The sequence below is a fragment of the Ruegeria sp. I3 genome (genome assembly GCF_056532525.1).
This window is the reverse complement of the sequence record NZ_JBQFNI010000007.1, coordinates 188,191-201,127: the sequence shown is the minus strand read 5'-3', so window position 1 is coordinate 201,127 and position 12,937 is coordinate 188,191. Positions and strand designations below refer to the sequence as shown.

Below are 12,937 nucleotides of genomic sequence, written 5' to 3'. Positions count from 1 at the left end.
TTCAGGCTCCTTTGGCAGCGTCGATCGAGGCTTCGAGGATATCCATGGCCTCGGCGAAGATTTCGTCCTGCACCGTCAACGGCGCGAGGAAACGAATTACGTTCCCATATACGCCACATGTCAGCAGGATCAATCCACGCTTCAATGCCTCGACCCGTATGGCGTTTGCCATATCGGGATTCGGGGCGCTGCCGTCGGTCGTGTTGAACTCGGCCGCAACCATAAGGCCCGGACCACGAATATCTACGATCTCGGGCGTGCGGGAACGGATCGATTCCAGACGCTGTTTCAAGCGCGAGCCCAGCTCATTGGCGCGCGTGCACAGGTCTTCTTCCTCGATCACATCCATCACAGCATGGGCGGCGGCGATCCCCAGCGGGTTGCCGCCATAGGTTCCGCCCAAACCACCCGGGTGCGCGGCGTCCATCAGCGCAGCACGACCGGTGACGGCGGCCAGCGGCAGACCACCGGCCAGACCTTTGGCCATAGTGGTGATATCAGCAGAGACGTCATAAGCGTCCATCGCGAACAGGTTGCCAGTGCGGGCAAAGCCGGTCTGTACCTCATCGGCAATCAGAACGATGCCATGTTCGTCGCAAAGCGCGCGCAGACCACGCATCAACTCAGCCGGAGCGGGGTAGAAGCCACCTTCGCCCTGAACCGGTTCGATGATGATCGCGGCCACCCGGCCCGGATCAAGATCGGCCTTGAACAGTTTAGTCAAAGCACCCAGCGAATCTTCGGTCGAGGTGCCATGCAGATCGATCGGGAACGGGACGTGATAGGTATCGGGCATCATCGCGCCGAAGCCCGCTTTATATGGCTGAACCTTGCCGGTCAGTGACATGCCCATGAACGTACGGCCGTGAAAAGCGCCGCCAAAGGCCACTACAGCCGGGCGGCCAGTGGCAGCACGCGCGATCTTGACGGCATTCTCGACCGCCTCGGCACCTGTAGTGACAAAGACGGTTTTCTTGGTGAAGTCGCCGGGCACTTTCTCGTTCAGGCGCTCGGCCAGACGGATGTAATTCTCATAAGGCAGAACCTGATGGCAGGTATGGGTGAAGTTTGCGGCCTGTTTCTGAACAGCCTCCATCACCTTGGGGTGGCAATGCCCTGTGTTCACAACGGCGATGCCTGCGGCGAAATCGATATAGCGTTTGCCTTCGACATCCCAGACCTCGGAATTCACGGCACGGTCCACATAGACTTGCGTTTGCATCCCCACGCCCTGCGCGATCGAGGTATTCCGGCGTTCAGCAATCTGAGCGTTCAGCATCTTGCGTCCTTTCCCGTTTCCGGGCGCGGTGCCCGTATGTTTGACTGCGCGACTGTAGTATCTGCGCCTGCAAGCGAAAGCCTGTTTCTTGTGATTCATAAGCCATTGATTTACCGTCCCGGCAGGATCAAGTGTTGCGGATACTGAACATGAAGAACACCAGCCAAGAGGATTTGACCCTCGGATTGCGCCTGCGAACCTTGCGAGAGAGTGCAGGCTTATCTCAGCGGGCGCTGGCCAAGAAGTCGGATGTGCCGAACTCAACCATCTCACTGATCGAGTCGGGCAAGATGAATCCATCGGTTGGTGCGTTACGGCGTATTCTGCAAGGCATACCGATTGGCATGTCCGATTTCTTTTCCTTCGAAATCGAACCTGAGCAGACCGTGTTTTACGCCTCAGAAGAACTTACTGAGATCGGAAAGGGTGGGCTGTCTCTGCGGCAGGTAGGATCAAACCTGCATGGTCGCGCGATGATGATCTTGCAGGAAACTTACGAGTTAGGGGCTGACACCGGTCGCGTGATGTACGGGCATGAGGCGGAAGAGGGCGGTATTGTCATCTCGGGTCGGGTGGAGGTGACCGTGGGCGATAAGCGCAAGGTACTGGGACCAGGCGATGCTTATTATTTCGACAGTCGCACCCCGCACCGGTTCAGGCAGGTCGGCCCCGAAGTTTGCCGGGTCATCAGCGCCTGTACTCCGCCTACATTCTAAGCATTACGGCAGAAAATTCAGCACTATGCATCATAGTGTTGCAGTATCTCCTGGTTTGATCCACAGTATGATGCATAGTGCGGGAAATTCCTGCAGATAATCCAGGGTGTCCGCCGCCCAATTCAGAGAGTACCGGAATGAAAAAGAAACCTGCCACTCTGCCACGTGGCTATCGCACCTGCACCGCATCGCTTGCCGTCGCCGACGTCGATGCCGCGCTAACTTTCTACGAAAGCGCCTTTGATGCGAAGATACAGGCCTATGACGCGGATGAGGCCCCCGGCTTTGCCTCGATCAAGATCGGCAACTCGATGCTGTTTGTCACCGCCGGATGGGGTGCGCACGGCCCCGCCATTCCGGGCACAGTCACTCCGATTGGGCATCATATGTATGTCGAAGATGTGGACACTGCCCTTGCAGTCGCGTTGGAAAGCGGTGCCAGCCTGATCGCTGAGGCGGCGGACACCTATTGGGGCGAACGCTGCGCCACGATTGCCGATCCGTTCGGTCATGTCTGGACGTTGGCGACCCGCGTCGAAAACCTGAAGCCAGCGGATATCAGTGAACGGCGCAAAGCGTTGCTGGACGCGGCGCAGATCGAGGCTGCATGAACGACGCCCCCCTTCCCACATTCACGATCCGTCAAAACGATCTGGCCATTCTCGCGGCTGAGGGTCGCATCGGCGACTATCCGGTCGCCGTTCGCACGGCGCGTGAGGTGATCAGCGGCGGCTTTGCCAACCACTCGGCGCATCCCAATACTTGGACTGTATACTTTCTGGTCGATGGCCAATGGGCGCTGGTCGAATCCACGCGCGGGCTGCGGCGGGAGTGGTCCAGCCTTGATCGGCTCGAGAAATGGCTGCGCAGTTGCGGATTCCGGTTCTTCTGGGTTCGCAACGACATCGATTTTGTGGAACCGCAGGCAGAAGATACCGCCGAGGAAGCCGCAGTATGAGGGCAGTCGCCTCGGAAAACCATAGCCTGAGGACAGCAGGCTTGCGTGACCACACGGTTTTATGTTCCGATGAAGAACGCCGGATCAAATCGGCGGTCGCAATCGGCAAGAAAATGAGAAGAAACGAAAAATGACCCCTTTTGCGATAACCGGAATCCAGATGCATGTCGGTGCGTTGCAGTCGAATGTCGACGCGATGCTGCACCGGATCGACATTATGATGGCACGGTTCCCCTGGACCCAGATGGCCCTGTTCAGCGAACTGGCGCCTCATGGTCCGCTCGACCGGTTTGCCCAGCCCTTTCCCAATGACGACCTGTCGCGCTTTCAGGATGCCGCTCGGCGTTATGGGATCTGGCTGATCCCCGGTTCGATGTTCGAAAAGCACGAAGATGGACGGATTTTCAACACCTCGGTGGTGATCAACCCCGAAGGTGAGATCGTCTCAAAATACTCCAAGATGTTCCCGTTCAAGCCTTATGAGCAGAACATCGCATCGGGTACCGAATTCTGCATCTTTGATGTGCCGGATGTGGGCCGGTTTGGCCTGTCGATCTGCTACGATATCTGGTTCCCCGAAACCACCCGCCACCTGACTAGCCAAGGGGTCGAGGTTCTGCTGCACCCGGTTCTGACCGGCACAACCGACCGCGAGGCCGAGCTGTCGATCGCCAAGGCGACCGCTGCGCAGTTCCAATGCTATGTGTTTGACGTGAACGGGCTGGCCGCCGGGGGCGTGGGCCGCTCACTGGTCGTTGATCCCTCGGCCACCGTGCTGCACCAGTCTGCGGGACAGGAGGATATCTTCCCTATCGAGATCGATCTTGATCAGGTCCGCCGCCAGCGCGAGGTCGGACTGAAAGGTCTGGGGCAGGTTCTCAAAAGCTTCCGCGACCGCGAGGCGGAGTTCCCGGTCTATGACCGTACTAGCGGGGCGGATGCCTATCTGCACACGCTCGGCCCGCTGCGCATTCCGCAGAAAGGCGACGTTGCGGGCGTCGCTGCATCCGACCCCAGAACGGCGCTGGGATATACTGAAGACGCCGCGACCAAGCCCGACAATCTGTATCTCTATAAAGGGCGCTCTGGCACAGACTGATACCGGCCCAGCTTTTCGGTATCGGCAGAAAGGAAAAATTTCATGCACGGCATTTCCGATAGCGAAAAGCTCCACACCATCTCGGACTACTACAGCGCCTCGCAATTGAGGGCAGACCGATGGAGCGCGCTGCGGGAAACGGCCGAGTCTCTGGATCAGGGCGGTAACGAAAAAGATCGGGACCGGGCACGGCAGTTGCTGCAGGCGCTGGCCCCGATCGAGGTGTATTTCGCTTTTCCGGGCGGATCGGCGTTCGACTATCTGCGTCGTTTGCTGGACCATGGAAACTTTGGCGATTTCTCAACCGCCGTGCGCCGGGTGTCGCGGGCGCTAACCTCAGGGGCGTATCGTCGCCGCTCGATCCCGCTGATCGCGGATGAGACCGAGGTTGACGAGTTTGAAGACGAGTCCACCCAAAGCCATGAAGCCCGCGCGCTGGGCCGCCCTTATTTCGAAGTGATGATCGTTGACAAGGTCAACGAACATCAGGAACGGTTCCTGCAAACCAGCCTGCAACGGATGCGCCGCAGCGAAGATCCGTTTATTTATGAAACCGTTGTCGTTCCCAGTGTCGAGGATGCGCTGATCGGGGTTCTGTTCAACCAGAATGTACAGGCGGTCATTGTTCGCCCGGGCCTTAGCCTGAAGTCCAAGAACGAAACCAATGTTTTGGGCCGCTATATCAGCCTCTATGGCGAGGGCGCCGATCTTGATGCGCTGTCCCCCTCGGAATACGGCCCTGAAACCTGCCGCCGGATCGGCATGCTGCGCCCCGAGCTGGACGCTTATCTAATCACCGACCGTTCGGCGGAAGATATTGCCGGTCTCGATCTGGGCCTGTGCCGGCGGGTCTTCTACAATCAGGAAGACTTTCTGGAATTGCACCTGAACATCCTGCGCGGAGTGCAGCGGCGCTATAAGACGCCGTTCTTCACGGCGCTCAAGGAATACTCAAAACAGCCCACGGGCGTGTTCCACGCAATGCCGATCAGCCGGGGTAAATCGATCAGTCGCAGCCACTGGATTCAGGACATGGGGGCGTTCTACGGATCAAATATCTTCATGGCGGAAACTTCGGCCACCTCGGGCGGGCTGGATTCTCTGCTGGAACCCAAAGGTCCGATAAAAGAGGCGCAGGAGGCTGCCGCACGCGCATTCGGCTCTAAACAGACGTTTTTTGCGACTAACGGCACCTCGACCTGCAACAAAATCGTTGTGCAAGCACTGGTACGGCCCGGAGATATCGTGCTGATCGACCGCGATTGCCACAAATCGCACCACTACGGCATGGTGCTGGCGGGGGCGAGCGTGGTCTATATGGACAGCTATCCGCTGCACGATTACTCGATGTACGGCGCGGTGCCGATCCGAGAGATCAAGCACAAGCTTTTGACCCTGAAGGCCGAAGGCAAGCTGGATCAGGTTCGTATGGTTCTGCTGACCAACTGCACATTCGACGGCATCGTCTACAACGTGCAGCGGGTGATGCAGGAATGCCTGGCGATCAAAAAGGACCTTGTGTTCCTGTGGGATGAGGCGTGGTTCGGTTACGCGCGCTTTGCCCCAAATTCGCGCGTACGTACTGCGATGCGATCAGCCAATATCCTGCGCGAACAATTCCGCACCCCAGAACATGCCGAGGCTTATGCCAACCAGCAGGAGGAACTGAAGGGCGCGGATGATGAAACCCTTCTGAACACCCGCCTGATCGCTCCGCCCGATGCACGCGTTAGGGTCTATGCCACACAATCAACGCATAAAACGCTGACTGCGCTGCGGCAGGGTTCGATGATCCACGTCAATGACCAGCAGTTCAAAGGTGCGGTCGAAGAGGCGTTTCACGAGGCCTATATGACCCACACCTCGACCTCTCCCAATTACCAGATCATCGCCTCGCTGGATGTGGGCCGCAGGCAGGTCGAGATCGAAGGGTACGAGTTCGTCCAGCGGCAGGTCGAAAGCGCGATGGCAATCCGCCGGGCCGTGACGACCCATCCGCTGCTTAGAAAGTATTTCAAGCTGGTCACGGCGGGCGACATGATCCCCGAGCAATATCGCGAAAGCGGCATGACCAGCTATTTCGATCCCGATCAGGGCTGGGCCGATGTTTGGGATTGCTGGGCCAAGGACGAGTTTGTTCTGGATGCCACCCGCATCACGCTGCATGTAGGCGCGACGGGCTGGGATGGGGATACGTTCAAGACCAAAATCCTGATGGATAAATACGGCATCCAGATCAACAAGACCTCGCGCAATACCGTGTTGTTCATGACCAATATCGGCACCACACGCAGCTCGGTCGCTTATCTGATCGAGGTTCTGGTCGAGATCGCCAAGGAGTTGGACGATCTGATGGACGATGCCTCGAAGATGGAAAAACGGGCCTTTGAAAAGCGCGTCAGGAATCTGAGCGAACACGTCCCACCTCTGCCCGATTTTAGTCGGTTCCACGATGCGTTCCGCTGTGAAGCAGGTACCGAAGCCGGTGACATCCGTACGGCGTTTTTCCTGTCCTATGACGAAGACAATTGCGACTATGTCGAACCCGACAAGGAGATGTTGGAACGGCTCGAAGCCGGGGAAGAGATGGTCTCGGCCACCTTCGTGATTCCCTATCCGCCGGGCTTTCCCATTTTGGTACCGGGGCAGGTGATCAGCCCCGAAATCCTCAAATTCATGCAGGAACTGGACGTCTCGGAAATCCATGGATTCCGTGCCGATCTGGGCCTGCGCATTTTTACCGAAGACGCTTTGAAATCAGTAAAGAACCCCTAAGGGGTCAGGGAGGACAACAATCATGCCAAAGAAGGTGCTGAAAAACATCTCGGAAATCCGCCGGTATTTCCATACCAACAAGGACCCGATCTATTTCGTATCGGCAACCAATTTCAACCTGTTGGGGCTGGATGAATGGGTGATGAACTTCACCTATATCTGCTACATGGATTGCTTTGACGGGCGACATCCGAACGTGTTTGTGCCTTCGGAAATGCCGCATGATGAGTTTCAGTCCATCGAAGACATCAACAATTATCTGCTGCAGCACAAAGAGGTCATCGACCTGGTCAAGCGGCGCGGCGGCAAGCCCAAGTTTGTCTTCCTGATGTTCGACGAGACGACCGAGAAGCTGGTCAAGGAGCTGGGCGGTCAGCTGTGGTTCCCCAAAGCCAAGCTGCGCACCAAATGTGACAACAAGATCGAAACTGTCCGTATCGGCAATAAGGCGGGTGTGCCTTCGGTGCCCAACACGCTGAGCGTTGTCAAAAGCTATGATCACCTGAAAAAGATCTGCGAAAAGGCCGGATTGGGGAATGATCTGGTGCTACAATCCGCCTTCGGCGACAGTGGCCATACGACGTTTTTCATCAAGTCCGAGGCCGATTTCAACAAGCACAAAGACGAGATCATCGGCGAAGGCGAGATCAAGATAATGAAGCGGATCGACTGTCGCGGGGCGGCGATCGAGGCCTGTGCGACCTCGGAGGGTACCATCGTTGGCCCGCTGATGACTGAGCTTGTGGGCTTCAAGGAACTTACCCCCTATCGCGGCGGCTGGTGCGGGAATGAGATTTTCTCGACCGCTTTCCCACCAAAGGCCCGCGAACAGGCCCGGCAGCTGACGTTCCAGTTCGGTGAAGAACTGCGGAAATCCGGCTATCGCGGCTATTTCGAACTCGACTTTCTGATTGACAAGAAAACCGATGAGCTGTGGCTGGGTGAACTGAACCCCCGTATCACTGGCGCCAGTTCGATGACCAACCACGCGGCCTTTGCGCACGCTGATGCGCCACTGTTTCTGTTCCATCTGCTTGAGTTTTCAAAGAAGCCCTTCGAGCTGGATGTCGAGGAACTGAATGCCCGCTGGGCGGATCCGGACATGATCGACAGCTGGTCGCAAATGGTAATCAAACACACCGATGACAGTGTCGACCGGATCACGCAGGCCCCACAGTCGGGCATCTACAAGATGCTGGAAGATGGCCGCGTCGTGTTCGACCGCTTCGACTATCACCGCCGCGCGGTGGGCGAGAACGAAGCGTTCTTCCTGCGTATCTCGAATGTCGGTGATTACCGCTATGAGGGTGCTGATCTGGGTATCCTCGTGACTCGCGGGCGGTCGATGACCAAGGGCTTCAAACTGACAGACAAATCGAAGAAGTGGATTCATGGGATCACTTCGGCTTATACGGCTGAACCGCTGCCCGCCGCACAACCGATGGAAGACCCCGCGTTCAAAATTATGTAGAAAGCCCTATGGCGCTTGTTTTTCGCTCAATCGACGAGGAGCAGCCCGGTCCCAAGCTGGCCGGGCTGTTTGCCGAATACTGGCCCGCCTACCGCAAATGGTGGGCGCAAGAGGGATATTCGGCCCGCCCCACCTATCGCGAATGCCTCCGCGCCTTGCAAAAGCACATGCCCGAGATTCTGCCGCTTTATGAAGAGATCGTCGAATTGGTCGGCGGCAGCGACAGCCAGGCGCGGTTTCTCAGCTTTTACTGCCCCCCGAAATATCTTTCGGGCTGCAGCCAGGCGATCTGGCGCGGCAACCCCCCGTTTCTGGTGCGCAATTACGACTACCATCCGAAAACCTTTGATGCGGCCCTGCTGAAAACCCAATGGGGCGGGCGCGGGGTCATCGGGATGAGCGACGGCGTTCTGGGTCTGCTTGATGGCATCAACGATGCTGGTCTGACGGTCTCGCTCACCTTTGGCGGGCGGCGCGAGGTCGGCGACGGCTTTGGCGTGCCTCTGATCCTGCGCTATGTCCTTCAAACCTGCGAGACCACTGCGCAAGCGGTTGACTGCCTGTGCCGCATCCCTTGTCATATGAGCTATAACGTCACCGTTCTGGATGCGAAACACAATCATAGCACGGTGTACCTTGCCCCGGACCGGCACCCGCAAATCTCGGACCAACCAGTGGCGACAAACCATCAGGGCCATGTCGAATGGTCCACCCATGCGCGCTTTACGGCCACCGTGGAACGCGAAAGATTCTTGCTCAACCGTCTCAACCAGCACCCGGAAAGCGAGAAGCGGTTTATCGATGCGTTCCTGCGTCCGCCGCTTTATTCAACGGCTTTCAGATCAGGTTTCGGCACGCTCTATACTGCGGTCTATCGGCCTGCGAAGAAGCAGTTGCAACTGCTTTGGCCCGGTGCCAGCTGGGACTTGTCCTTCGATGGCTTCAAAGAGGGTGAGCTGAGCCTGATGTTGCCCGACGAGGCCGAGCCTGCAGTCTGACAAGCGCGGTCGCCCTTCTAAACTTCTTGCTCTTGGACGGGCGACGCAATAATGGGAGCGCGACGCGCGGCAGTTTCAAACAAGGCCCGGCGGGATCAACACCACATATTTCTATGACGCGATAGGACCTCGGAAAGCATGACCGGTACCTCCCCAAATTGGCTAAGATTGCTTCCTTACTTCGTCACCGCATTGGTGATGGTCCTGGTCTGGTCCTGGTATCTGACTGATCTGGGTGTTGGGAACATCTATCACTACGATGAATTCTACACTTATGACCGCAGTACAGGCTTTGCGCGCAATGGGGACTGGCTGGCGGTTTATTCCAACAACGAACCCAGCCTGAAAAAACCGCCCATGCAGTATTGGATGTCTGCACTGCTGATGGAGTTTGGCGTATCCGATATTCTGGCCTTGCGCCTGCCGTCGATGATCTTTGCGCTGGGCGCGCTGATGGCAACTGCCGTACTGGCGCGGGTGATGATCCCGGACAGCCCCTGGGCCATGCTGCCTTCGGTCCTGCTGGTGGCCACGTCGCTTCAGTTCTGGCAACACGCCACATCCGCGATGCTTGATACCGGTGCGGTTTTCTTTTCGACCCTTGGAATTGCAGCCCTGTTGGCAGCGTTGGAAAAGCCGAAATACTGGCCTTATTTCGGCGCAACTCTGGTGTTGGCCGCCTTGCAGAAAAGCCCAACCCCGCTGGCCTTTCTAGCGCTGGCACTACTGACGCTGAAGTTGACCAACAGATGGCAGACGGAACCGTTCAGCGAGATCTGGCAGAACAGAACGTTTCGCCGGACACTCAAGATTGCGATCCCGCTGGCCTTCGCCTGGCCGATCCTGCAAGAGCTTCGGTTCCTCTTTGGCGACTCGCTTGATGGCAACATCAAAGGCGAGATGCTGGATCGTTTTCGCCCATCGCTCAGCGATCGCGGCTTCGGGAAACTCTATGATCTGATCATCGCGGGCGAGCCTTGGTTGCGGCTGCTGGGTTTTGTCGGCATCTGCGCTCTGCCATTTCTGCAAAAGCGGCCCAGACTTCTTGCTGCAACAGGGATAGCAGCGTTCTTCGTTATCATGATGTGGGCCGCAGCCGGCAAGGTCTATGCACGCTACACCCTGCTGATCCTGCCGATGCTGATGGTCGCGGCAACCGGTTTGTTGTTTTCGGTCAAGCGCCTGCGCTGGGCCGGGATGGTGGCCGCGCTGGGTCTGGTCTTTGTTGCAGGCGGCCTGTTCTATGACCGCGATGCCACCGATCTGGGCAAGGGCCGCGTGCGCTTGGGCGTGCCCGAGGCCGAGATTTTGACCCCTTTGGGTGCAATGCTGCAGCCGGATGAAACCCTGCTGCTCTGCGCCTATGACCGCAAGTTGCGCGTACCGCCCGGGGCCGCATCGGTCTTTGCTTCCAACGGTAGGCGCTTTGTCTATCTAAGACGGCTGGAGCTGCACAAATACCTCGACAGGTTCGGCTATACCACCGGCCCGCTGCGAGGGCTCTGTTCGGAGGGTGAGTTGTCTGAGCTGGCACCTGACCTAATCGGGCTTGAGACGCAGACAACTGCGGTTGAGGGTTTGGTCTATTGGTCGGCAACCGGTGTCACGCCCGCCCCTGAATAGGAAACACGGTGCAATCCGCCCCATCGCTGAACAATGCCCCAACAAGTTGCGCAGATGTTGGCCTGCGATGCGGTGGCCACTTGAATTTTCGCCGTTGATCCCGCAAAAGCCCTGAGACTGAAACAAGTAAAGCTATCCACCATGCATGCTGATCATGATGCCAACGCTGACAATCGACCCACTGTGTCGATCGTGATTCCCATGCATAACGAACAGGGGGCTGTTCCTGGTCTTATCCAGGGCATCTGCACTGCTGCGACCGCATTGCCCGCGTTCGAGATTGTCGCGGTTGATGATGGATCGACCGATGGCACTTTTGCGGCGCTGCAACAGATGCAGAAAGACTGTCCGCAACTGCGCATCCTGCAGCACCAAACGGCCGGTGGCCAAAGTGCTGCCGTGCATTCCGGCGTCAAGGAAGCACGCGCGGATATCTGCTGTACGCTGGATGGCGACGGACAGAACCCGCCGGAAGAGCTGCCAAAGATTTGGGCGCCGCTGGTGTCGGGTGGTGATGCCTCGATTGGCCTGGTGGCGGGGCAACGGGTTGGCCGGCAAGACACTGCGTCAAAGAAGCTTGCCTCGCGCTTTGCCAATGCACTGCGGGGCTGGATGCTGAAAGACGGCACCCGTGACACCGGCTGCGGTTTCAAGGCGTTCCGACGGCAGGCTTTCCTCGATCTGCCCTTTTTCAATCATATGCACCGTTATCTGCCCGCCCTGTTTAAGGCCTATGGCTGGAATATCGCGCTGGTGGATGTCGCGCATCAGCAGCGTTTGTCGGGCGAATCCAAATACACCAATTTCGGTCGGGCCATGGTCGGCATCTGGGATCTGTTCGGCGTCGTCTGGCTGACCCGCCGCGCCAAATCCGTTTCCGCAACCGAGGCGTCCCGGTCATGAAAGAAACCATTCTGGAAATCCTGCATGTCGACAGCCCGACCGAGGCGCTCTGGGTCTTTATCGGTCTGGCCGGTCAGCTGATGTTCAGCGCCCGGTTTATCGTGCAATGGATCACTTCCGAGCGCGCCAAGAAATCCGTTATCCCGATGGCGTTCTGGTACCTTTCGATCGGCGGCGGGCTTATCCTGCTGAGCTATGCGATCTATCGCCGTGACCCGGTCTTTATTCTGGGTCAGTCGATGGGCCTGTCCATCTACCTGCGCAACATCTTCCTTATTCGCGCTGAAAACCGCTGATTGATCGTAACGCTTCTTTACGACCTGCCACCCATTACAAGTTTGTCGGCTGCACCCGTTCAGCGGGTAGCGGCCTACGGCTGCGTTGTGTGAACAACCTCTTATTGTTTCTGAAATTTTCGTGCTAGTATCCCGCGAATAGATTTTCAGAATTGTACTCGGAGGATATTTTCTCTTGCCCGATAGCTCACCCCGGTTGTTCAGATTGCGCCCTTTGGAAAAGGCGGATCTGGGAACAGTTGCGCGCTGGTTTCAGGATATCCATGACCTGGCCCTGTTCGACCGTACGTCGCGCATTCCGCAGAACCTGGTACAGACCGAGCAATATTGGGAAGACGCGATAAACGCCTCAAAAGACTGCTGCAAATGCTGGTTCGCAATCGAATCTGACGGTGGTGATCTGGTGGGGATGACCGGGCTTGAAGCAATTTCCAGCGTCAACAGGGATGCGGTGGTTCCGGTATTTGTCGACAAATCCATCCGTCGACATGGCGTGGCGGTGCGTTCGGTTGCGCTGATGCTGGATTTCGCATTCCGGCAATTGGGGCTGAACCGTATCACCTCGTATTACCGGGCCGACAATCACAGCAGCCGCGATCTGATCCAGCGAATCGGCTGCGAGATCGAGGGCACGATGCGTCAGGCCTGGTTCGCGGATGGGCAGTTCCATGACATGGTTGTCGTGGGGATGTTGCAGCAGGACTGGCTCGCGCGTCGAGAGGTGCTCGCGCAGGAGTTAGGCGCCCAAACAGTGGTCAGTTTTGATGCCTCTGGGTGGTCTTGGCCCCCCGATTCCGGTGCAGATACCTAAAATGTTAC

General features: G+C 57.5%; 12 protein-coding genes. 11 read left to right on the top strand and 1 reads right to left on the bottom strand.

Going from position 1 to position 12,937, the window contains the following annotated elements:
* Window position 1: 1 nt before the first annotated feature.
* The gene (locus ACR0L9_RS17765; protein ID WP_480896304.1) at window positions 2-1,279 is read right to left on the bottom strand and encodes a 4-aminobutyrate--2-oxoglutarate transaminase; all 1,278 of its coding nucleotides are present in this window, start codon (window positions 1,277-1,279) and stop codon (window positions 2-4) included.
* Between the two features lie 149 nt (window positions 1,280-1,428).
* On the opposite strand from ACR0L9_RS17765, the gene ACR0L9_RS17760 reads away from it, so the two are divergent.
* The 11 genes from ACR0L9_RS17760 to ACR0L9_RS17710 all read left to right on the top strand — a co-directional run bounded on the left by ACR0L9_RS17760 (window position 1,429) and on the right by ACR0L9_RS17710 (window position 12,929).
* Window positions 1,429-1,995 (top strand): cupin domain-containing protein, encoded by a 567-nt coding sequence (locus tag ACR0L9_RS17760; RefSeq protein WP_170397957.1) that lies wholly within the window; start codon window positions 1,429-1,431, stop codon window positions 1,993-1,995.
* A 137-nt stretch (window positions 1,996-2,132) separates the two neighbouring features.
* A complete protein-coding gene (locus ACR0L9_RS17755) occupies window positions 2,133-2,606 on the top strand; it encodes a VOC family protein (RefSeq protein ID WP_170397960.1) in 474 nt (157 codons plus the stop codon).
* On the top strand, window positions 2,603-2,953 hold the full coding sequence (locus tag ACR0L9_RS17750; RefSeq protein ID WP_170397963.1) for a hypothetical protein: 351 nt from the start codon (window positions 2,603-2,605) through the stop codon (window positions 2,951-2,953). Before ACR0L9_RS17755 ends, ACR0L9_RS17750 begins: the two co-directional genes overlap by 4 nt.
* A 130-nt stretch (window positions 2,954-3,083) precedes the next feature.
* Window positions 3,084-4,052, top strand: a complete 969-nt coding sequence (locus ACR0L9_RS17745) for a carbon-nitrogen hydrolase family protein (RefSeq protein WP_170407972.1) — start codon at window positions 3,084-3,086, stop codon at window positions 4,050-4,052.
* Between the two features lie 42 nt (window positions 4,053-4,094).
* Window positions 4,095-6,827 (top strand): aminotransferase class I/II-fold pyridoxal phosphate-dependent enzyme, encoded by a 2,733-nt coding sequence (locus ACR0L9_RS17740; protein ID WP_170819078.1) that lies wholly within the window; start codon window positions 4,095-4,097, stop codon window positions 6,825-6,827.
* A 22-nt stretch (window positions 6,828-6,849) separates the two neighbouring features.
* Complete coding sequence (locus ACR0L9_RS17735; protein ID WP_170407976.1) at window positions 6,850-8,298, top strand: biotin carboxylase; 1,449 nt, start codon at window positions 6,850-6,852, stop codon at window positions 8,296-8,298.
* 8 nt (window positions 8,299-8,306) lie between these two features.
* The gene (locus ACR0L9_RS17730) at window positions 8,307-9,296 is read left to right on the top strand and encodes a C45 family autoproteolytic acyltransferase/hydolase (protein WP_480896303.1); all 990 of its coding nucleotides are present in this window, start codon (window positions 8,307-8,309) and stop codon (window positions 9,294-9,296) included.
* Between the two features lie 138 nt (window positions 9,297-9,434).
* Window positions 9,435-10,919, top strand: coding sequence for an ArnT family glycosyltransferase (locus ACR0L9_RS17725; RefSeq protein WP_480896301.1), 1,485 nt, complete (start codon window positions 9,435-9,437; stop codon window positions 10,917-10,919).
* 141 nt (window positions 10,920-11,060) lie between these two features.
* Window positions 11,061-11,822 carry a glycosyltransferase family 2 protein gene (locus ACR0L9_RS17720; protein ID WP_480896300.1) on the top strand — a complete coding sequence of 254 codons (762 nt, stop codon included), beginning with the start codon at window positions 11,061-11,063 and terminating at the stop codon, window positions 11,820-11,822.
* Window positions 11,819-12,118 carry a lipid-A-disaccharide synthase N-terminal domain-containing protein gene (locus ACR0L9_RS17715; RefSeq protein ID WP_039542759.1) on the top strand — a complete coding sequence of 100 codons (300 nt, stop codon included), beginning with the start codon at window positions 11,819-11,821 and terminating at the stop codon, window positions 12,116-12,118. The genes ACR0L9_RS17720 and ACR0L9_RS17715 overlap by 4 nt, the downstream gene beginning before the upstream one ends.
* Before the next feature lie 175 nt (window positions 12,119-12,293).
* Window positions 12,294-12,929: a GNAT family N-acetyltransferase gene (locus ACR0L9_RS17710; RefSeq protein WP_480896299.1), complete on the top strand. Its 636-nt coding sequence runs from the start codon at window positions 12,294-12,296 to the stop codon at window positions 12,927-12,929.
* The last annotated feature ends 8 nt before the right edge of the window (window positions 12,930-12,937 follow it).